The 23200-nt window shown below is 42.5% G+C and carries 19 protein-coding genes; 6 read left to right on the top strand and 13 right to left on the bottom strand.

Annotated features, from left to right (window positions below):
- Positions 1-116 precede the first annotated feature (116 nt).
- The 13 genes from tnpC to Bovatus_RS19970 all read right to left on the bottom strand — a co-directional run bounded on the left by tnpC (position 117) and on the right by Bovatus_RS19970 (position 17375).
- Positions 117-1682: an IS66 family transposase gene (gene tnpC, locus Bovatus_RS20030; RefSeq protein ID WP_004296722.1), complete on the bottom strand. Its 1566-nt coding sequence runs from the start codon at positions 1680-1682 to the stop codon at positions 117-119.
- 86 nt (positions 1683-1768) lie between these two features.
- On the bottom strand, positions 1769-2119 hold the full coding sequence (gene tnpB, locus Bovatus_RS20025) for an IS66 family insertion sequence element accessory protein TnpB (protein WP_004296723.1): 351 nt from the start codon (positions 2117-2119) through the stop codon (positions 1769-1771).
- A complete protein-coding gene (locus tag Bovatus_RS20020) occupies positions 2107-2511 on the bottom strand; it encodes a hypothetical protein (protein WP_004296724.1) in 405 nt (134 codons plus the stop codon). Before Bovatus_RS20020 ends, tnpB begins: the two co-directional genes overlap by 13 nt.
- 403 nt (positions 2512-2914) lie before the next feature.
- Entirely contained in the window at positions 2915-4303 is a 1389-nt protein-coding gene (gene glmM / locus Bovatus_RS20015) for a phosphoglucosamine mutase (RefSeq protein WP_004297312.1), read from the bottom strand.
- A gap of 42 nt (positions 4304-4345) precedes the next feature.
- A complete protein-coding gene (locus Bovatus_RS20010) occupies positions 4346-5041 on the bottom strand; it encodes a DUF4827 domain-containing protein (protein WP_004297311.1) in 696 nt (231 codons plus the stop codon).
- A gap of 118 nt (positions 5042-5159) precedes the next feature.
- Entirely contained in the window at positions 5160-6197 is a 1038-nt protein-coding gene (locus Bovatus_RS20005) for a DHH family phosphoesterase (RefSeq protein WP_004297310.1), read from the bottom strand.
- 46 nt (positions 6198-6243) lie between these two features.
- Complete coding sequence (locus Bovatus_RS20000) at positions 6244-8337, bottom strand: ComEC/Rec2 family competence protein (RefSeq protein WP_004323610.1); 2094 nt, start codon at positions 8335-8337, stop codon at positions 6244-6246.
- A gap of 8 nt (positions 8338-8345) precedes the next feature.
- On the bottom strand, positions 8346-8996 hold the full coding sequence (rpe, locus tag Bovatus_RS19995; RefSeq protein ID WP_004297307.1) for a ribulose-phosphate 3-epimerase: 651 nt from the start codon (positions 8994-8996) through the stop codon (positions 8346-8348).
- A gap of 98 nt (positions 8997-9094) precedes the next feature.
- Complete coding sequence (fmt, locus tag Bovatus_RS19990) at positions 9095-10066, bottom strand: methionyl-tRNA formyltransferase (protein ID WP_008776731.1); 972 nt, start codon at positions 10064-10066, stop codon at positions 9095-9097.
- A gap of 71 nt (positions 10067-10137) precedes the next feature.
- Positions 10138-11931 (bottom strand): chloride channel protein, encoded by a 1794-nt coding sequence (locus tag Bovatus_RS19985; RefSeq protein ID WP_004297305.1) that lies wholly within the window; start codon positions 11929-11931, stop codon positions 10138-10140.
- Positions 11932-12495, bottom strand: a complete 564-nt coding sequence (locus Bovatus_RS19980; RefSeq protein ID WP_004297304.1) for an L-threonylcarbamoyladenylate synthase — start codon at positions 12493-12495, stop codon at positions 11932-11934. It abuts the gene before it with no gap.
- Between the two features lie 202 nt (positions 12496-12697).
- Positions 12698-14323 carry a RagB/SusD family nutrient uptake outer membrane protein gene (locus Bovatus_RS19975; protein ID WP_004297303.1) on the bottom strand — a complete coding sequence of 542 codons (1626 nt, stop codon included), beginning with the start codon at positions 14321-14323 and terminating at the stop codon, positions 12698-12700.
- A 25-nt stretch (positions 14324-14348) separates the two neighbouring features.
- A complete protein-coding gene (locus tag Bovatus_RS19970) occupies positions 14349-17375 on the bottom strand; it encodes a SusC/RagA family TonB-linked outer membrane protein (RefSeq protein WP_004323608.1) in 3027 nt (1008 codons plus the stop codon).
- A gap of 489 nt (positions 17376-17864) precedes the next feature.
- Between Bovatus_RS19970 and Bovatus_RS19960 the strand changes: the two genes are divergently transcribed.
- The 6 genes from Bovatus_RS19960 to Bovatus_RS19935 all read left to right on the top strand — a co-directional run bounded on the left by Bovatus_RS19960 (position 17865) and on the right by Bovatus_RS19935 (position 23200).
- The gene (locus Bovatus_RS19960; protein ID WP_004297299.1) at positions 17865-18296 is read left to right on the top strand and encodes an acyl-CoA thioesterase; all 432 of its coding nucleotides are present in this window, start codon (positions 17865-17867) and stop codon (positions 18294-18296) included.
- A gap of 207 nt (positions 18297-18503) precedes the next feature.
- A complete protein-coding gene (locus tag Bovatus_RS19955; RefSeq protein ID WP_004297298.1) occupies positions 18504-20027 on the top strand; it encodes an HAL/PAL/TAL family ammonia-lyase in 1524 nt (507 codons plus the stop codon).
- 1 nt (position 20028) lies between these two features.
- Positions 20029-20757: a 3-oxoacyl-ACP reductase FabG gene (fabG, locus tag Bovatus_RS19950; RefSeq protein WP_004297297.1), complete on the top strand. Its 729-nt coding sequence runs from the start codon at positions 20029-20031 to the stop codon at positions 20755-20757.
- Positions 20758-20783: 26 nt separating this feature from the next.
- Positions 20784-22007: a beta-ketoacyl-[acyl-carrier-protein] synthase family protein gene (locus Bovatus_RS19945; RefSeq protein ID WP_004297296.1), complete on the top strand. Its 1224-nt coding sequence runs from the start codon at positions 20784-20786 to the stop codon at positions 22005-22007.
- A gap of 21 nt (positions 22008-22028) precedes the next feature.
- Positions 22029-22280, top strand: coding sequence for an acyl carrier protein (locus tag Bovatus_RS19940; protein WP_004297295.1), 252 nt, complete (start codon positions 22029-22031; stop codon positions 22278-22280).
- Between the two features lie 2 nt (positions 22281-22282).
- Positions 22283-23200, top strand: coding sequence for an LpxL/LpxP family acyltransferase (locus Bovatus_RS19935; protein ID WP_004297294.1), 918 nt, complete (start codon positions 22283-22285; stop codon positions 23198-23200).

Genomic DNA, 23200 nt, shown 5'->3' with positions numbered 1-23200 from the left:
AAAGTTGCTCTTGATTAAGTCCAAACTTTCTTTTTATTAACAGTAAAGTTGCTTTTCAGTAAGCGTCTCCGCGATTCTATATAGTGTATTAAAATAAAAAGGCTAATGATCCCTTTTTAGTCATTAGCCTTTTCCCATCTGTCAGGAAGCAGTTCCCTGTATTTTTCAATTGGTGTGTTCGGTTGCCATTCGGCTGTTCTGTTTATCACATCCGTGAGATACTCAAATAGATTCACTTTATGCATCCTACAAGTGAGTGCTATCGTATAGAGTATGGCGCCTCGTTCGGCCCCCTTATGGCTGCCGAAGAACAATGAGTTTTTTCTAGATAAGGATATGTACCGGTTCATCCGTTCAACCATATTGTTGTCCAGATAAGTGTCACCATAATTAAAGATGTCCACCACTGCATTCCACTCATTGCGAAGATAGGTAATGGCTTCCTGCAGTTCGCTCTTAGGTAATAAATCCCCCCGTTCTTCTATTTCATCAAGCACATCTTTTATTTCTCCGAGTATGTCCGGCGCATACTTTTTTCGATGCATAAGATTCTGTTCTACCGTCCATCCCTCAACCCCAACTTTATGCTTATGCTCGTTTTGATAAAGTGCGTTTATCAGCTCCACGATTCTTTTTGCATCCGGCTCCTTCTCACCGCAATCTATAAATTTCCGTTTTATATGTTGCAAGCACGGGATGCGTGTGATATTGGGATAAGCATCGCTTTCGAGCTTCCGGTAAGGTGAGTAACCATCGCTTTGTATGATACCTTTGCAACTGCCTAATTCGTTAAGAATAACTCTTTCAGACCGGGAGCCGTCATCATAGAGCAAGTATATCATCCTGGTGTTTATGCCGACAACCACCCAAAGGTATCCCTTCCTGACTCCTTTTCCCTTGCTGTTCTTTTCTGGGACGAGTATTTTGTAATAGGTTTCATCGGCTGCCTTATAAGGATCACTCAAAGCTGTCTGCCGGATGCACTTATAAAGATTTTCGAAGAGGTTTGAGGCTTTCTCTATCAACTTATGAGCCGTAGGTTTCTTCAGCGTAAAGCCATGACTCTCGAAGTAGTTGATGATTCTTTCAACAGGTAGCGATTGTATATAACGTAATTCCATCAATCCGGCAATAAATGAACCGTCATAGCTGGAATTCAAGAAGGCCGAAGCCGGTGTTTTTCCCTCAAACAGGCGACCTTCTTGCGTATAGGTGTGTATCTTGTAGACATGCTTGATGAAGCGCATGGGTACACATTCATAGCGGACGCATATTCTGGGAACAGTGGTAAACAACCGGGCCTTATTGATGTCAAAATCGGGATCATCGGGATAAACGACATGTTCTTCTTCCTCCATCTCATAATGCATGTCACGTTTGGCCCCATTGTTCTTTCTTGCTTTACGCTTATCTGCTTTTTCCGCTTCTATCTTCTGTCGCTCCTCTTCGGATATGGCAGATTGGGGAGCCTGTTGCTGTTCGGATGTGTTGGATACAAGTTTGGCGAGTCCCTTAGTAAGGCGCTGTTGCTTGCTAAGAGATTCGCCTTTTTGAAGGAGTGCCTCTTTAAGGGAAGAAACCTCCTTTATCAAAGCATCTATTTGGTCCAAGAGTCTGTTGTTGTCATCTCGTAATCCCTTGATTTGTTCCTTCAATAACTCTATGATCTCATCCTTTTTCATGGCATAAAGATATAAAAAATCAACGAATTGGCCAAATAAACCGGATGATATCTTTAGCGCAAATATCTAATAATCAGAATGTTGAATTAGATCCTAAAACGCTTTCTCAACCGTACAGACTTTAATGACACTCCATTTAAGATAAAAGACAAAACCTGATAAGAAATCTCGTAATTACCTGTATTGGGGTTAAATGTCGGTAACTCAAAACTTCCACCTTCGAGGCGCTTGTAGTACAGAAGAAAGCCATCGCCATCCCAACGCAGTATTTTTACACTTTGTCGGTTTTTACCAAAGAATAAAAAGATATCTCCGGAAACGGGAGACAAGTCCTTCATTTCCGATCGTATAATTTTGAATAAACCGTCAATGCCAAGGTTCATACGAACAAAGCCCTGGTACAGATAGTATCGATTGGCTGATGTTAGAGAATACATGGATCTCCCTCCTTTCTTTCGTAATCGCGCAACATTTTAATAACACCACCGGGTGTGGCCCGTTTGACCGAAATGGTGGTTCCACTGTTAAAGGTGATTGTGATCCCGGCAAGACTAAACTCTTCTTCCGACAACATGGCGGGTGCTATTTGAGTGAATGAAGGAGAGGAAGTTGTCGGTTGGGAGGGTTCAACGCCGCCATAATAATCACGGACCACATCTGCCTTGGCTTGTTTAACGCTATAGCCCCGTCTGGACATCCAGGAACTCATACCACCAAAAGTGGTATGCTGATCGCGGCAAACATCGGCTAAAGAACAATTGTAGTCTACTTTCAATGCTTCAAGGAAATGTTTCCAAGTTTTTCCAAATCGATTTTCTGCTAAATCCATAATGCTTCATTTTTATACATAGCAAAAATATAAGAATGAAAAAAGGGCGACAAGATAGAATCGCGGAGACGCTTACGCTTTTCATCCCTTCCAATCTATAAATGCAAGCTTCATTTATAAAAACAAAGGTTCCATTTTTAAAAACAAAACTTGCATTTATAAAAATGAAGCTTGCATTTTAAGTTTGTAAATAACAAAAGAGAAGTTTACTATTGGACGAAAGGAAGTTTAGACTTAATCAAAAGAAACTTTATTGTTAATACTCAAGGAGAAGAGTAACTATCATTATTCAGTGGATATCATCCTAATAAAAAGTCTCGTATATCAATGAGACAACTTATTCAGTTATCTTTATGATATACGAGACTCAAATGTTATAAATAAAATCCTATTTTACAGGATATTATTTTGCTAATTCATTAATCACATCCATTATCTTCTGACCGATTTCCTCGGCAGCTTCCATAGTAGAAGCTTCACTATACACACGGATGATCGGTTCTGTATTACTCTTGCGCAAATGCACCCATTTGTCGGCAAAGTCTATTTTCACACCGTCGATATCGTTGATTTCTTCGTTCTTATAGATTTCCTTCACTTTGGCAAGGATAGCATCTACATCGATTTCCGGAGTCAAGTCTACACGGTTTTTAGCAATGAAGTAAGGAGGATAAGTAGCACGGAGCTCGCTAACCTTTTTTCCTTCGTGAGCCAGATGGCTAAGGAATAATGCGATGCCTACCAATGCATCACGTCCGTAGTGACTAGCAGGATAAATTACTCCACCATTTCCCTCACCGCCGATAACGGCATTGGTTGCTTTCATCTTCGTTACAACATTTACTTCGCCTACGGCAGAAGCGCTGTATTCCATTCCATACTTGCGAGTTACATCACGCAAAGCACGAGTAGAGCTCAAATTAGAAACAGTGTTACCGGGGGTATGTTTCAGTACATAGTCGGCAACAGTAACCAGTGTATATTCTTCACCGTACATTACGCCATTCTCGCAGATCATTGCCAGACGGTCAACATCGGGGTCTACAACAAAAGCTACATCGGCCTTTCCACCTTTCATTAAGTTCATGATGTCACCGAGGTTCTTTTCAAGCGGTTCGGGGTTGTGCTGGAAGTTTCCGGTAGGTTCACAGTAGAGTTTCTCTACATGTTTCACACCTAAACGTTCAAGAAGTTCGGGAAGAATGATACCGCCTACCGAGTTTACACAGTCAATAGCTACCCGGAAATCAGCTTTTTTGATAGCTTCTACATCTACCAGGTCAAGAGCCAATACACTGTCGATATGTTTCTGATTATAAGTCAGGTCTTTGCGGTAAGATCCCAGATGGTCGACATCGGCATAGTCAAATTCTTCAGCTTCAGAAATACGAAGTACTTCGTTGCCTTCGGCTGCATTCAGAAATTCACCATGTTCATTCAGCAATTTTAGTGCGTTCCACTGTTTCGGGTTATGAGAAGCTGTCAGGATAATACCGCCACAGGCGCCTTCCATTGTTACAGCAAGTTCTGTGGTCGGGGTAGAAGCAAGATCAATGTCTACTACATCCCAGCCCATTCCCATCAATGTGCCGACTACTACGTTTTTTACCATTTCACCGGAAATGCGGGCATCACGTCCCACAACAATCTTATTACTCTTTGCCTTGCAGGTTCTACGAATCAAAGTAGCATAAGCCGAGGTGAATTTTACAATGTCAAGCGGGTTCAGTCCTTCTCCCGCTCCTCCGCCAATAGTTCCGCGGATTCCAGAGATAGATTTGATTAGAGTCATAGGTTCTTTAGTTAAAGATTTGATTTATCTAATGTTAGTGCTTTAGCTTTTTGCTTTCTCGAACTTCCGGATATCATAGAAATAAGGATTGACATATTGTTGTGCAGTTGTATGTCCCATCTTAGAAGGTACAATTAGGCGTACATGGGCATTATTACGCAAATATGGTAAAGCAATCAGCCATCCGGATGGAATTGCAGTTCCATAACCATTAGCAACTGTCCACAAATAGTCATAATCAAAATCACCAGATAAAACGATTCCATAAACAGTAGATGAGTTTTGCACATAACGGAATGTTAATGGAGACTTATAATATTCAGAAATATCCATCCATTTTTCCAAAGGAACATTGAAACATGTAGTATCTCCTGTCATCATATCCTGTTCTACATAGCGGGTACAAATGACATTATTGTTAGCAAAAGTATCTACCTCATTAATAACTTCAACTCCATTCTTATCCTCTTTTCCTCCACGATCTACGATCTGCATATATACGCCATTGGAGAAAGCAACGTATTCGTCATATCCATTCCCCGCTTCTTTAGAAGCTGTAATCGTATCCCGTTCAAACTCTTCCAGTGAAATGACACGGATATCATTATCTTTGATGAACTTATTCACCGCATTTTTCTCGTCTTCCAGCATTTCTGCATAAGTCTTCGAATTGTCGCATGCCTGGAACAGACTTCCGGCGGTTAACAAAGAGAGAAATAAAAATACAAGTTTCTTCATTATCTGTTATTTAGCTATATTCCGCACAAATGTATCTCAAAATCATTAAAAGTTGAAAGGGGGAAGTTGAAAGTTCGTATCTTTTAACCTTTCCATATTCACTTTTAACCTTCCATCTTTAGCTTTTCGCTGTTAGTAAAGGTTTATATTTCTCAAGCGCTTTCTCAAAGACCGCTTTTGCCTCTTCCATCGTTCCGAAAAATTCACCGCCCGAAGCATTCAAGTGGCCTCCTCCATGGAAGAATTCGGCAGCTAACTGATTGCATGGGAAGGTTCCTACTGAACGAAGGGATATTTTAATCATCGGTTTCTCGGTATCTTCCCTCAAGAAGCAAGAGAAACAGACATTTTTAATGGAAAGGGGAATATTAACAAAGCCTTCGCTATCGCCTTTTATATAGTTAAATTTGCTTTGCTCTGCTTTTGTCAGGGTGATTAGAGCCGAATTAGATTCCGAATACACAGTCATGTTCGATAATACATATCCCATCAAACGTAAACGGCTCTCCGAATAGGTGTTGTACACCTTACGATAAATATCATCTTTATCGATTCCTTTAGAAAGGAGTTCGCTAATGATAAAATAAATCTCCCGGTTGTTCGAGTTATAGGTGAACCCACCGGTATCTGTCATCATCCCTGTGTAGATACATTCTGCGCCTTCCTTAGAGATATCACTGAAATATCCCATACGGCAGATGAGACGAAATATCAGTTCGGAAGTAGAAGATATTTTGGGATAGGACATTACTATCTTACAGAAATCTTCGGGATATAAATGATGATCGATCATTATTTTACGTGCCGGAGAAGCGGCCACAGCATCTGCCATATCGTCGATACGCTTCAGTGCATTGAAATCGAGGCAACAGATGACGTCTGCTTCGGCGATCAATTTATCTGCAAAGTCTTTGTAACGGTCATACAACAGGATATCCTTACTGCCCGGCATCCACCGCAGAAAATCGGGAAAAGCATTCGGCACAATTACGTTTACTGTTTTCTCTTGTGAATCTAAAAAATGATATAATCCCAATGAAGAACCGATAGCATCGCCGTCAGGAGAAACATGAGATACAATTACTATTTTGTCAGCTCGTTCAAACCATTTAGTAAAATGGTCTATTTTGGCTTGTTCAATTACTTTCGTCAACATACTCTTATACTTTATCAAGGTGCAAATGTACGATAAATCTTTGTACTTAGAGCAAAAAGCGGACAGAACCTTCGTCGGATAGCGAGATAAACCGCAGACCGGATTGCTTGCATTCGCTTTCAAGGAGGTGTCTGCGGTATTCCGAGAGAGATGCGTCCAATATGACGTAAGAGAAAGAAAAGATTCGGGTGAGCTCTTCCAGATGTCCGTCATATCCTTTGCATAAGTAAAGATACTGAATATATAACGGAGAAACGGTGGTTTTGTTCCGCCAATGGTTATCATTTATTACACAAATATGACAGCCATGATAGGATATAATCTGCTGCTGACGATTAAGTTCCATATACCGGCAATCGGCAGTTATTTCTTTGGGAGGCAGAAGATGATGATGCTTCCAATAGTTAGCAGCCATGCGCTTCAGACGTTTTTCATTGGAGATAGTATCTACATAGTTTATCCAGGAACGTCCATCGCTCTCAATGCAATGTACTGCAGGGCAACCGCGCACGTTATAAAAGACCAGGCTTGTCCGGGGACGATCTAGCCAATATAATGTTGAATGATAAGTCCCCAGTAATAAGATAGAAAAAAGACAAATCAATAAATTCCGGTATCGACGGTTCATGAAATAATAGGTTAACAAAAAGCCAACGATATAGATACCCAATATTTCTGACTGATAAAGCCAGATTCCATCTATAGAAGCGTAAGGAAGCTGTTCCACCCATCGGACGAAGAAGTTAAGTCCTTCCAATAGTTTCTTAACACCTTCGGCCACTACGATCTGAAGCCACGAAAGAGGAGTCAGAAGAAGCATAATGACAGCAGCATACAGGATAATCGTAATGAAAGGAATAACAACCAAGTTCGTCAATAGAAAATGTACAGAGAACCGGGAAAAATAAAACATAACAAGCGGAGCCGTTCCTATTTGTGCAGCAACAGACACACTCATCAGTCCCCAAATATATTTTCCTATTCTACCTTTCACCGTAATCAGGTGATAGATTGGTTTTTGAATCAATAGGATGGAAGCAACAGCAAGGAAAGAGAGCTGGAAACCAACATCAAACAACCATGCCGGATTACAGAATAGCATCAACCATGCAGCTGCCGCCAATGTATTTAGAGATAGCGGTTGGCGACCAACCATATCTGCCATTGCTAAAATTGAAAACATACTGACCGAGCGTACTACCGAAGGAGAAAGTCCTGTGAAAAAGGCAAAAGCCCATAATAGGATAAGAAGAAGAACAGAACGTATAGCTCTACCTATATTTCCTCTTCGGGCAATAGGTTTCAGTATGAAAAAGAGCAGTGTATATAAAAGCCCGATATGCAAACCGGATAGAGCTAGAATATGACTTGCACCGGCCACCGAATAACTCTCACGAACCGAATCACTTAATTCCGTTTTGTCTCCTATGGTCAGTGCTGAAAGTACAGCCAGTTCATCACCGGAAAATCCCAGTTTCTGATAAAGTGAAATCATCCTTCTTCGGCAAGAGCTGGCTATACTTTTGAGATCAAGGTTATTCATCCCGTCCTGTTTTGTCCATTTCCCGGATGCAACATATCCTGTTCCACTGATTCCTTTCCGCATCAGGAAGCGGGCATAATCAAATTCATCAAAGTTCCGATTGTTGAGAGGGGGAGAAATACGGGCAGAAATCAGCAGTTCATCTCCACTTTTCAACCGGGTAACGACCGAATCTTGCTGTAGATAAAGAATTACAGCACGTTCTATCGGATATGTGCCGGCAGTATCACGACGTTCCTTTAATAATGTCTGGCAGAGGTAGGTATGTTCTTTCGCTTGAGGTGCATCCGTTATTAAAACCCGATACACTGTTTCTTCTTCCGGAAAAGAGTAGACAGCGTGTTGTAATTGCCAAGTTATTCCAAGCCATCCTCCTATAAAACAAAGGATAGAGACTGCTAATCCAAAGCACCATCGCAATGAATGGCGTTTCAGGAAATAAAGAACAAACAATAAAGCAATACAAAGTCCAAAGGCTAGAACACTCCAAAAAGGTTCCCATGAACGGTCAAAAAAATGATCTCCACAAAAAACGCCTGTTATCCAAGGGATAATCAGGCGTATATAGGGATATCGATGGATGTAAAAAGTACTCAACAGATGAGTTACAGTTCGTGCAACTGACGAATCATCGCCTCCGGATCGGGTGCCGCAAAGACAGCATTACCAGCCACTAACGCATCGGCTCCCGCCTCAACCAAGCGGGCACCTGTTTCCAGATTCACCCCACCGTCTACTTCAATGAGCGCTTTCGAACCTGTCCGTTCAATCAGGGCACGCAGCTCACGAACTTTTTCTACTGAATGTTCGATAAACTTCTGTCCGCCAAATCCCGGATTCACGCTCATGATAAGCACCATATATACATCCCGGATAATATCTTGTAAAAGAGCTACAGGAGTGGCTGGATTGATAGTTACAGCAGGCTGCATCCCAGCTTCTCTGATTTGTTGAATCACCCGATGCAAATGCGGGCAAGCTTCATAATGCACATTCATCGTATGGGCGCCCAACGCTTTTACCTCCGGAATAAACTTTTCCGGATTCACAATCATCAAATGCACATCCAGCGGTTTCTGGCTTAACTTCGCCACATATTTCAGTACCGGAAAGCCAAATGATATGTTCGGAACAAATACTCCGTCCATAATATCAATATGTACCCACTCCGCTTCACTGCGGTTTACCATTTCAATATCCTTTGCCAAATATCCAAAATCGGCAGAAAGAATGGAAGGAGCGATAATCGGTTTCATAATTCTTTTATTTTAGGTTCTAGCCGTCTCTTATTCGGGACGCTTTATTCTATTTATAATCTAATGGCTTGCTCGTTTTAATCTGCTCATCCGATTAATTACTTCATCAGACAACCATCTTCCAGGTGATATCCACGAAGCAATTCATCTATTTTCAGACGTTTTTTACCGGGAAGCTGTAAAGAAAGAATAGATACAAATCCATCCGGTACAGCTACTTTCATGAATTTCTTTCCATCGGTCACAATTGTTCCTGTAGCTAATTGATGTGATTCATAAATCTTCTCGCTTTCAAATATCTTCACGACCACTGCTGCTCCTTCTTCAGAAGTAATCAGTTCACTCCAAGCAGCAGGATAAGGTGATAATCCACGGATAAAATCATATATCTTCTTCACCGGCTGATTCCAGTCAATCCGACAGGTTTCTTTAAAGATCTTCGGAGCAGGACGAAGTTCACCGACAACCGCCATTTCTTCTTGAGGAATCGGTTTTACCGTTCCATTCAATATAGCGTCTACCGTTTCAAGAACCAGTTTTCCTCCCAGTACCATCAACTTATCATGTACCACTTCCACATTATCCGTATCTGCAATAGGTACATGTACTTGCTGAATGACTTCTCCGGTGTCTATCTCGTGTTTCAAAAAGAAAGTAGTAATTCCAGTTTCCGTATCACCATTGATAACCGCCCAATTAATGGGGGCAGCTCCACGGTATTGAGGAAGCAAAGAAGCATGAAGATTGAACGTACCCAGTCGTGGCATATTCCATACCACTTCCGGCAACATACGAAAAGCAACTACAATCTGCAAGTCCGCCTTCCATTCACGCAATGCTTCTACAAAAACCTCATCTTTTAACCTTTCCGGTTGAAGTAACGGTAAATTTTGTTCAAGCGCATATTGCTTTACAGGAGAATACTGGATCTTATGTCCGCGTCCGGCAGGCTTATCGGGCATTGTAATCACACCCACTACATTATAACCGCCTTCTACTAATTGACGCAGGGCCTCTACCGCAAAATCGGGAGTCCCCATATATACTATTCTTAAATCTTCTTTTTTCATAATCGTCTTATAATCTGCATAGCAACCTGTTATCTGCATAAACCCGGCTCCGGCATCTTGCCGATTGTCAGTTAGTCTTCAGAGAAATGTACCAATACTTGCCGGTATGAATTAAATATCTTCGATTTAGAAACAAATCCCTGATATCGCCCTTCTTCATCCACTACCGGAAGATTCCAGGCTTTCGTATCATCAAACGTCTGCATCACCTGTTCCATTCCATCCGTATCAAATATCTTGGCAGGGGCAGATGTCATTAATTTATTAACAGTGAAACGGTGATAAAGTTCTTGCCGGAACATGATGTTACGAATGTCGTCAAGAAGTACAATACCTAACAATTCACCTGTTTTTTTATCTGTCACCGGGAAGACATTTCGATGGGAAGCAGCAATTGCTTTCACTAATTCGCCCAAATCCATTTCCGGATGTACGACAACGAAATCTTTCTCCACCACATTCTCCATCTTCATCAACGTCAACACGGCTTTATCCTTATGGTGTGTAAGCAACTGTCCCTTCTTAGCTAAACGCATCGAATAGATACTATGAGGTTCGAAAGCTATAATGGTCAGATATGAACTTACAGATACAATCATCAACGGAAGAAATAAGTCATATCCCCCTGTCAATTCGGCGATCAGGAACACCCCTGTCAACGGAGCATGCATAACGCCACTCATCACTCCCGCCATCCCCATCAATGCAAAATTCTTTTCCGGCAAATAAGCGGAGAAAGCAAAGTCATTGCTAAAATGAGAAAAGACAAACCCGGCGATACATCCCAAATAAAGCGAAGGCGCAAAGATACCACCACAACCACCGCCACCATTCGTTGCACTGGAAGCAAAGACCTTCAGCAGAATAATCAGCATCAGATAAACCAGCAGCAAATTGCCATAGCCATAAAACATAGAATTGTTCATGACCGTATCCCACTCTGCCGCAGACGTTCCATTCAGCAAAAGATTAATGGTATCATATCCTTCACCATAAAGAGGCGGGAAAAGGAAGATCAATATACTCAACATCACACCACCGAAAGCCAGTTTCTTATAAGGGTTGTTGAGTTTACCAAAGACACCTTCCACCGAATTCATGGCACGCGTAAAGTACAATGAAATCAGTCCGCAAAAAATTCCCAGTAAAATAACAAAAGGAATACGCTCCAGTTCGAATGCCTGATCCAGATGAAACTTAAACATAGCCTCCGTACCGGTGATTATATATGAAACGGTTGCCGCTGTCACGGCAGAAATCAGCAGGGGAAGTAAAGAGGACATGGTCAGGTCGATCATCAAAACTTCCAATGTAAATACCAATCCCGCAATCGGAGCTTTAAAAATGCCGGCAATCGCACCTGCCGCGCCACAGCCGACGAGCAACATCAGCGTGCGGTGCTCCATCTTGAATACACTCCCTAAATTGGAACCGATTGCCGAACCTGTCAGTACAATCGGCGCCTCTGCTCCAACCGATCCACCAAACCCGATGGTGATCGCACTGGCAATGGTAGAGGACCAGATATTATGTCGCTTGATACGTCCCTGTCTACGGGAAATAGCATATAGAATTTTGGTGACTCCATGGCTGATGTCATCCTTTACAATATTACGAACAAACCAACCTGCAAGAAAAATCCCGACTACCGGATATACCAAATACAGGTAGTTAGCTTCCGTTGCATTAAAATTATCAGTTAGGAAATTCTGTATCTGATGGATAAAGAATTTCAATATTAATGCGGCAAACGCTGTGAAAATTCCGACCAGGAAACTTAATATCAGAATAAATTGCTTCTCCTTTATATTCGCTTCCCGCCATTTGATGCAACGCTGTAATAAACTAAGTTTTTCTCCCTTCATTTATTCGCGAATTATCTTTATCACTCCACCTTTTTCCAACTTAATAATACTTGAGGGTCTCGGCCGGCTCATATCGTCCTGGCGAAAGCCAACGATATAATCTACCGCCGATTTGATTTCATCACTGATTTCGCTAAAATTAGCCGCACCCGGCTGCCCGCTGACATTAGCCGAAGTAGAAACGATTGCTTTACGGAACTGCTGACAGAGTCGTCTGGAAAAATCTTCATTCGTCACCCGAATCCCTACACTACCATCCTCGGCCAGCAAATTCGATGCTAAGTTACGTGCTCCGGAATAAATAATCGTCAACGGCTTGTCGGCAACTTCAATCAAATCCCATGCAACATCAGGCACATCCTGTACATAAAAATCTACTTTAACCGGAGAGTCTACCAAGACCAGCATAGCCTTGCTGTCAGCGCGCTTCTTAATCTCATACACGCGGCGTACAGCCTCTTCATTAGTCGCATCACAGCCTATACCCCATACGGTATCGGTGGGATAAAGGATCACTCCTCCTTCATTCATCACCTGACAGGCTTTTTTAATATCTTCTATCATTTCTTGATTAATTTCCGTTAAGAACAAGATGCAAAAATAACACTTTTATTCCATTTAGTGAAATCTAGCCCGACGTTTTTAAGTCCCTCAAAAATATAGATTGACACAACAAACCATACAAAAAAGAAAGAACGATGTAAATTAAGAGATAACCTACATCGTTCTATAAAAAACAGATCATTCAAAAAATCAACCCCTAACGCTATCTATTCTTCCAACTATTGTCCAGATTCGGGTTCAAAATCACATCTTCATAGGGATAAGGAACATACATCTTACTGTCATCCCAAGTTCCGGTGACCGTTACTGCTTCTTTCCTGAAAACTCCGGACACCACTTCAATAGGCTCATTTTTCTTACGGAATTCAAAATGATCCTTATACCGGTACATTCTGAACATATCCCTGGCTCTGCTCGCAATACCGCCCCAATAATAACCGGCCATTTCCCAACCATGTTCATTGTAGGCTGCTTCCGCCAGTTCATCAGGAGACATATCCGTCGTATATCTATTTGTTTTTTCACCGTCTGCCCTGTTGCGCACTTCGTTCAACACTTTAACCGCCTGTTCATTGATTTCTCCCGCACGGCCTGTTGCTTCGGCATACCAGCAATATACTTGCGAAAGACGTAATAACTGGAATGTTTTCTCCCCCGATGCATTGACTACGGCAGGATTTGTATAATCAAATTCAGTTCCGCGTACAGCACCTTCCACGGTCTTCATAAATACAGGTGCCACTACCTCGCGGGAAGCAGGATCGGTATCATACCACCAATCATATAGTTTCCCGTCGCTAAGCATGATTTTCGGGAAATACGTAGCATCTTTACGAGGACCTTCGGGGAAGTTCATCCAGAAATTAATTTCTCCATTCGTATCTCCCCAACCGGCCTGTTTCATATCTTGCAGGAAATCGGTCAAGGGAGCGGATTGTCCTGTCGCATCCCTATTATAATAGATACCCAACAGAAGTTCCGTATTCTTATTATTGTATTCCCATGAATATACCTGGCTATATTCCGGCAGCAGTTTATAATAGTAGCTACCACCATCTGCACCGTCTATCACTTCTTTGGCTTTGGCGGCAGCCAGCTTGTAATATTCTACTCCTTTATTAAGTGGCCATCCTGCCATACACATATAGACATAAGCCATCGTTGCTTTTACGGCTCCCTCACTTACAGCAATGTTCATTCCATTTCTGCCATACGGTTCCTTCGTGTACAGTGCGGGGCAATCGGTTTCTGCTATTTTCAGGTCAGACAGAATCAATTCGTACACTTCCTCTTCCGTCTTCAACGGAGCATTATAATCTATTTCTTCTTTCAGCATGATGGGAACCCGTCCCCAAGTAGTCACCAGATAAAAATAAGAGTAGGCCCTCCAATAATGTGCTTGTGCAATAGCCACTTTTATATCGTCTTTTGATACCTCCGGCGTACGCTCCGCATTATTTATGATAAAATTGGCAGCCTTGATAACTTTGAAACGCTGCTCCCACATACTGGACAACCACGAGTTATTGTCTTTCACATCAAACTGATCGTGTTCACGAAGAGGTTGTTTATTACTGGAAGGATGAGTGGAGATATCATCTCCCACCAGGAAGTTCGTTCCACAAAGATTATTACTAGCCTGTGAACTTGCGATCACGGAATAGAGAGCCGTCAGCGAAGCGTCCAAGTCTTCTTTATTACTGAAATAGGTATCCGAAGGTAACTGTCCTTTCGGATCTTCTTCCAGAAAATCACTACACGAAGTCCAACACAAAGCTGTCAGAAGTACAGGCAAGGCTTTCATTATAAAGGTATATGCTGTTTTCATACGGTTATTGTCTTAATACACGGTTTTAAAATCTGAATTTGGCTCCAAAGGTGATTGTCCGAGGAATCGGATAAGCACCGTAATCCAGTCCGTCATAACTGGTGTACACTTCAGGATCCATTCCTTTGTAGCGGGTGATTGTAAAGAGATCCTGTGCACTGACGGACAGTTGTACACTTGCAAACTTCAGTACACGGCGAGGAATGCGGTACGAGAGGCTGATATTCTTCAACTTGATAAAAGAAGCATCTTCAAGCCAGAAATCCGAATTAGCATAACTCTTGTTGTCGGTATTGGTAAGGCTCGGATAAAGAGCGTCCGCTTTGTTGGCAACATGATCCCATCCTTTGAAGTAGGCATCACGCAAGGTTACGAAACGAGAGACGCCAGTCATGGATGCCGCCATAAAACGGCTGATATTCAACCGGTCATATCCGGTGGCAGCATTAAAAAAGACATTCAGCGTCCAGTTTTTCCAAGTAACAGTATTGTTCCAACCTACTGTCCATTTGGGACTTGCCTGTCCTTTCACAACCAAATCATCGGAAGTCGGATTCGTTGTCAGACTACCATCTGCTTTCTGATAAAGATTGGCGCCTTTATCATCGAATCCTTTCCATTGATAGACATAGAAAGATCCCATAGGATAACCGGGCTTCATAATCTGCATAGGACCTCCCAAATCGCTATAGTTAGCAGTGAGTACAAAGTCATCGCCTGCGAGATCTGCTACTTCATTCTTCACATAAGAAGCATTCAGGCTGGTTTCCCACGTCACAGCCTCCTTTACAGGGAAAGTGGTAAGGGATAATTCGACTCCGGTATTGTTCAGTTTTCCTTGATTCACCCAATAAGTACCACCTCCGTTATATTTAGGCACCTGTTTCTGAAAAAGCAGATCTTTCGTTTGTTTCTTGAACCAGTCCACTGTAATATTAAAGCCTCCGATACTCATATCCAATCCCAAATCATATTGGTAAGTTTTTTCCCAGGTAATGCCGGGTGTAGCAAACTGATATCCCCAATATCCCGTAGAGGAAGTGGAAGTTCCCCAGCCGTAAGATGCCCCCGACAACATACCTAATGTGCTGTAAGCAGCAATATCCTGATTTCCGGTGACACCAAAGCTGGCACGCAGCTTCAGCTGATCGAGCACGTGCTGGTTGCTCATGAAAGATTCTTGTGCAATATCCCAAGCCACAGCTGCGGAAGGGAAATATCCCCATTTGTTGTCTCCCTGAAATTTAGAAGAACCGTCAGCTCTTAATGCAGCAGTAATAAAATATCGTTTCTTATAATCGTAATTAGCACGCACGATGCCGGAAGCCAGAGAAAATTCCGTATATGAATTGCTCGCATCTCTGATAGCAGCATTGCCAAGATTCCAGTACCCAACACTTTCATTGTTCAGATTGGAACCGGTTCCCTTTAGTTGTGAGTCCCACGAACGACTTATTTCCCATACACCCATGGCGGTGAAGCTATGATCTCCGAATTGCTTTTGCCAGGTCAGATTGTTAGTATTCTGCCAATAGTTATGCAATGCGTTGGTATTGCTTGCGCTATTGATAGCACCCGGTGAATCCAGTTTCGACCGGAAAGAATAAGAAGGACTATTATCGTAGTCATAACCTCCCTGAACGGAAAGCGTCAGTCCTTTCATGATCTTAAACAGCAATGTCAGGTTGGCGTTTAAATTATAGCTATAGCTATCGCTATTGTTCACTATCATTTCACCGTAAGGGCTGGAACCGATCATATTATACGGGTCTGTATTGTACACGCCGGTTTCGGGATCTTTCAGCTCCATGGTAGGCGAAAAGTTAGTGACATGCAACCAGTTCGCCCCACCTTCATTGTGTTTGTGAAGACTGGATGCGTTTAATTTTGCAGAGATTGTCAACCAGGGTTTCACTTCCGAGTCGATGTTTGCCCGAATCCCATAGCGTTTATAGTCGGACATGATCGTGATGGCTTCCTGATCAAGCACATTTCCCGAAATAAGGTATTTCACTTTTTCGTTTCCTCCGGATATGGCGAGCCGATAATCCTGGGTGATACCTGTACGAGTCAGAAGATCAGTCCAGTTGATTCCTTTCGTTCCATTTTTATAAGCCTCAAGGTCTTCGGCAGAGATAGTAGACGATCCGCGAATATCATTCAGTGCAGTTGCATATTCGTAAGCGTTCAGCAGGTCATACTGTTTTCTGACAGTCGAAAGCCCTACCGATGCATCGAACGTTACCTGTGCTTTTCCCTCACTACCCTGTTTGGTGGTTATCAGGATAACGCCATTCGAACCACGGGAACCGTAAATGGCAGTGGAGGAAGCGTCTTTCAGTATTTCCATCGACTGGATATCAGAAGGGTTGATACCGTCCAAGCCACTGGAAGAGATGATACCGTCAATCACATATAAAGGATCACTGCTTTTATTAATAGAGGTAGTTCCACGAACGCGCACCTTCATACTTGCTCCGGGCATACCACTCGTAGCAGTGACTTCTACACCGGGAGTACGACCCTGGAGTATATTTTCAACCCGTTGTACAGGTTGATTTTTGTATTGTCTGTTGGATACACCGGACACAGCACCCGTAAGGTCACTCTTTTTGACGGTTCCGTATCCTACCACTACCACTTCATCCAATAACTGATTGTCTTCTTTCAACACAACACGAAGAAGAGATCTCTTTCTGACTTTCACTTCCTGCGTATGATAGCCGATATAAGAGATCACTAAAATCGCTCCTTCCGGAGCTTCGAGAGTAAACCTACCATCCATATCACTGGTAGTTCCGGTATCTTCACCTTTGATAATGACGGAAGCACCAATGATTGTCTCTCCCTGTTCGTCGTTAATCACTCCTTTGATTGTCTTTCCAGCATCCCCGTCGGTATTAGTATCGCTGTTTGTCGTAACTTCATTGTTATTTTCCGGGGCTTCCTGTGTTTCTGTCTTCTGTTTTTCAAGAGGAGGAGCCACCTGCGCAAATAATCCGAAAGGCAGAAACAGCATTAAAAGAATGCATAATAGCCATTTGTTTTTCATTATTACTTCCATTATTGTTCTAAAATTAGAATAGTTATTAGGATAGATTACCATCAATATTAGGCAATTTATGTGCCAAAAGCATAACAAAAGACTGAAACAACGAGACTTGCCAAGTTTAATCAAAGAGATTATATCACTCATTTTCAAATACATAAACAATTTGCAATAAAGAAAAAAAGCATTAATAACCAGATTAAGTTTCAAGTACGATCCTGTGCAAAAATTCCACAGAAATGTGGACATATTCCACAAGATAATAAGTTAAGAATAATCCGTATTTAAAAGTTCCTTTCCATCCTTCTGATTGTTTCCACATATCAGAAGTCAGAATAAACGTTCCAAAACTCCAGTTTAAACGATTATTAACTAATTTCTCCCCCGTCTCCGAGAACAGAATCATCAGAAATATCTATCTTTGCCCCAATTTCAAGCAAGAAAGCAAAAGTGCTATTTTTGTGTCGAATTTAAAACGTTTAAGAGAAAACAATGGAAGAAATCGTATTTCATCACACATTACCTATCCAATTGCGATTCAATGATGTAGACAAATTTGGTCACGTCAACAACACGGTTTACTTCTCCTTTTACGACTTGGGAAAGACTGAATACTTCGGTTCGGTATGCCCGGGAGTAGATTGGGAAAAGATTGGCATTGTCGTTGTTCATATTGAAGCGAATTTCGTTAAGCAAATTTTCGCATCGGACCACATCGCTGTACAAACCGCCGTCTCTAAGATAGGTACCAAAAGCTTTCATCTGGTTCAACAAGTCATTGACACGAAAACCAATGAGGTGAAATGTGTTTGCAAGTCCATCATGGTTACTTTCAATCTTGAAAGACATGAGTCCATGCCACTGACCAAGGAATGGATAGAAGCGATCTGCAAGTATGAAGGACGGGATTTGCAAAAAGCATAGATTGATTCCCCCCCACCGATGAAGACACCCTCCGGCACCAATGAAGGCATCGAGCGGTACCGGGGAACAAATCTCCCACGAATAAGAAACAAAACAAGCAAAACCAATTCCTTAGAAAAAGTTTTATCCTGATTCATGTCCGCTATATAACAGAAATTGCCTATTTTTGCACCTTATTATTAAGGCATAAAATATCTAGTACAGAAAATGATAGCTGACAAAAGTATAAATTTAGATACCCTTCATAAAGTATTGTTTGATAATGAGAAGCTGAAACTCTCTGAAGAATGTATTCGAAAAGTAGAAGAAAGCTTCGATTTTCTGCAATCCTTTTCCAGCGATAAGATTATTTATGGTATCAATACGGGGTTCGGCCCAATGGCACAATACAGAATAGAAGATCAGTCATTGATCGACCTTCAGTATAATATCATCCGAAGCCATTCCACCGGTGCCGGCAAACCGCTTCCCGAACTTTATGTAAAAGCAGCTATGATTGCCCGTTTGTACACTTTTCTACAAGGGAAGTCAGGAGTGCATCTGGAACTGGTTTCTCTCCTCTGTGAATTTATCAACCGCGGAATTTATCCGTTCATACCCGAACACGGAAGTGTAGGTGCCAGCGGCGATCTCGTACAACTGGCCCATATCGCCCTGACGTTAATAGGGGAAGGGGAAGTTTTTTATCAGGGTAAATTGTGTAACGCAGCTACGGTACTTCAGGAAAACGGCCTGAAACCTTTTTCCATGCGTATTCGTGAAGGTTTATCCGTTACAAACGGTACTTCTGTAATGACAGGCATCGGTATTGTCAATCTGATTTATGCAAAAAAACTACTCCGTTGGTCGGTGGCTGCCTCTGTAATGATGAATGAGATTGCCGCCTCTTATGATGATTTTATGGCACAGGCATTAAACGAGGCCAAGCATCATAAAGGTCAACAAGAGATAGCTGCTATGATGAGAGAATGGGTGGCAGGCAGTAAATCCGTGCTTCAAAGAGAGAACGAGCTATACAACCAGGTGCATAAAGAGAAAATCTTCGAACACAAAGTACAGCCCTATTATTCCTTGCGATGTGTTCCGCAAATACTCGGTCCTATTTACGATGAACTGGAGAATGCGGAAGAAGTATTAATAAACGAAATAAATTCCGCCTGTGACAATCCGATTGTCGATCCGGATACACAAAATATTTATCATGGCGGCAACTTCCACGGAGATTACATTTCTTTCGAAATGGACAAGTTGAAAATTGCTGTGACCAAGCTGACTATGCTTTGCGAAAGACAAATTAACTATCTGTTCCACGACCGTATCAATGGCATCCTGCCTCCGTTTGTAAATTTGGGAGTGCTTGGATTGAACTATGGTTTACAGGCTTCGCAATTCACTGCAACCTCCACCACAGCGGAGTGTCAGACATTATCAAATCCGATGTATGTACACAGTATCCCCAACAACAATGATAATCAGGATATTGTCAGCATGGGAACCAACTCGGCTCTATTAGCAAAAACAGTCATTGAGAATTCTTATCAGGTGATGGCTATCCAGTTTATGGGAATGGCACAAGCTATCGACTACCTGAAAATACAGGATCGCCTAAGTTCCAAAAGCAGGCAGGTTTATGAAGAAATACGCAGTTTCTTCCCTGTATTTACCAATGACACACCTAAATATAAAGAGATAGAAATGATGATAGACTATCTCAAAAAAGAAGATAAATAAAATGAAATATGCATTAGTAACCGGAGGAAGCCGAGGTATCGGCCGTGCTGTCAGTTGTAAACTGGCGGAAATGGGCTACTTTATACTGATAAATTATCAGAATAATGACGCAGAAGCGGAGAAAACGTTGCAGTTAGTACAGGAAAAAGGAAGTAATGGCGAGTTGATGAAGTTCGATGTGACCGACCCTGCCGCTATCACCCTTGCTTTGGGCAACTGGGCTTCCCAACACCCTGACGAATATATCGAGGTACTGATAAACAATGCAGGTATCCGCAAAGACAACCTGATGCTCTGGATGACAGGAGAAGAATGGAGCAAAGTGCTCGATATCAGCCTGAACGGATTCTTCAACGTGACACAGCCTTTATTGAAGAATATGCTGGTCAAACGTTATGGACGTATCGTAAATATCGTGTCATTGTCGGGCATTCAGGGAATGCCCGGCCAAGCCAATTACTCCGCAGCCAAAGGTGGCGTAATAGCCGCTACCAAAGCACTGGCACAGGAAGTTGCCAAGAAGAAAGTAACAGTCAATGCAGTAGCTCCGGGATTCATCCGTACGGATATGACGGAAGGAATTGATGAGAACGAATGGAAGAAACATATTCCCGCGGGACGTTTCGGCACTCCGGAAGAGGTTGCCGACCTGGTCGGTTTCCTGGCATCTCCAGCCTCATCCTACATCACAGGAGAAGTGATTTCCATCAACGGAGGACTATATACTTAAAATAAAAGCATAGAATAGACAAAATAATGAAAAGAGTTGTTATCACGGGAATGGGGATTTACTCTTGCATCGGCAAGAATCTGGATGAAGTAAAAGACTCACTATATCATGGAAAATCGGGAATTGGCATAGATCCGGTACGGAAAGAATTGGGCTATTTTTCTGCATTAACGGGGATATTGCAACGTCCCGACTTGAAGAAGTTGTTGGACCGCCGTAAACGTCTCTGTCTGCCGGAGCAGGGAGAATATGCTTATCTCGCTACATTAGAGGCTTTCCGTAATGCAGGGATTGACGAGAATTTTCTCGAATCCAACGAAGTGGGTATCTTGTATGGCAATGATAGTAGCGCCGCTCCTGTTATTAACGCAGTGGACATCATTCGTGAAAAGAAAAACACTGCACTAGTGGGTTCCGGTTCTATTTTCCAGTCGATGAATTCCACCGTGACAATGAACCTATCGGTTATTTTCAAACTTAGAGGGGTCAACTTCACTATTGCCGGAGCCTGTGCAAGCGGTTCTCACGCTATTGGTATGGGTTACCTGCTTATAAAATCGGGATTACAGGATTGTATTCTTTGCGGTGGCGCACAAGAAGTCAATCCTTATGCAGTAGGAAGTTTCGACGGACTAAGCGCATTTTCCACCCAGGAAGCAGCCCCCGAGAAAGCCTCGAAACCTTTTGATAAACGACGTGACGGACTGATTCCGAGTGGAGGAGCCGCCAGTCTGGTATTAGAGAGTTATGAATCGGCTGTAAAAAGAGGAGCTCCCATCTTGGCCGAAGTCATCGGTTACGGTTTTTCATCCAATGGAGATCACATCTCCGTGCCTAATGTGGACGGTCCGAAACGTTCTCTTCAAATGGCCATCAAAGATGCAGGGATTGCACTCGAACAGATCAGTTATATCAATGCACACGCCACCTCAACTCCGGTAGGTGACTTGAACGAGGCGAAAGCCATTGCGGAAGTATTTGAAGGGCATCACCCGTATGTGACCTCCACAAAGTCTATGACAGGACATGAAATGTGGATGGCCGGTGCCAGTGAAGTGATTTATTCCACCCTCATGATGAACAACGGTTTCATCGCTCCCAACCTCAATTTCGAGGAACCGGACGAGGCCTCTGCACAATTAAATATACCTACCCAACGGGTAAACCTGGAATTTGATACGTTCCTTTCCAACTCATTCGGATTCGGAGGAACCAATTCCACGCTAATCATACGCAAAATCAATCCATAATTTACTAAAGAAAACAGATATATGACAAACGAAGAAATCATCGAGAAAATAAGAACCACTCTGGCAGAAGAGTTTGAAGTAGGCATCGACGTTATCCAGCCGGATGCACCGTTAATGGAAACTCTTGAACTGGACAGCCTGGACTTGGTCGATATGGTGGTACTGGTAGAAAAGAACTTCGGTTTCAACGTAACCGGACAAGATTTTGCGGGTATCAAAACCTTCCAGGACTTCTACGATCTCGTTATCACCCGTATGCAGGAAGCCAAGTAAATATGTCGACGTGGAAAGGCAAAACCCGGGGAGGAACATTCGGATACTTATTCTTTATTTACCTGATTAAGTATCTGGGCATTACTGCCGCTTATATATTTCTAAGTCTGGTAGTATTGTACTTCGTACCGTTTGCTCCGAAAGCCACTAAAAGCACCTGGTTTTATGCCCGCCACATCCTGAAATACAACCGAATACGCTCTTTGGGTATGTTGCTGCGCAACTATTACCGATTAGGGCAAATCCTGATTGACAAGGTAGCCATTGGCAACGGAAAAGTCAGTCAATATCGGTTCGAATTCGAACAGTATCCGGAGTTTCTGCAATTACTGAACAGTGAACAGGGAGTGATTATGATTGGCGCCCATGTGGGAAACTGGGAAATAGGCGTTCCTTTCTTCGACGATTATGGAAAGAAAATCAATATCGTGATGTATGATGCCGAACATCGTAGAATCAAAGAGATATTGGAGAAAAATGGTCAGGATAAGGATTTTAAGATTATCCCCGTCAACGAAGATAACCTGACACACGTTTTCCGTATTACCGAGGCGTTAAACAAGAAAGAGTATGTATGCTTCCAGGGCGACCGTTATCTGAATAAAGAGAAACTGCTGACAGGAACACTCCTGGGACAGAAAGCTCCTTTCCCTGCCGGCCCTTTCCTGCTTGGTTCGCGAATGAAAGTTCCAGTGGTATTCTACTTTGCCATGAGAGAGCCGGGCAGAACCTACCGTTTTCATTTTATAAGGACGGAACCAGTCATACGAACCAAAGAAAAGAAAGCAGAGATCGCTCTGCTCGAACAATATACGACCGCTTTGGACCAAATACTGAAACGCTATCCGGAACAATGGTTCAACTATTACTCATTCTGGAAAACCACGAGTGACGGTTCGCCCTCCAAAGGATTGAAATAA

It is taken from the genome of Bacteroides ovatus (assembly GCF_001314995.1).
Lineage (GTDB): Bacteria > Bacteroidota > Bacteroidia > Bacteroidales > Bacteroidaceae > Bacteroides > Bacteroides ovatus.
Note: the sequence above shows the minus strand (reverse complement) of the source record. Positions and strands in the feature narration are given on the sequence as shown.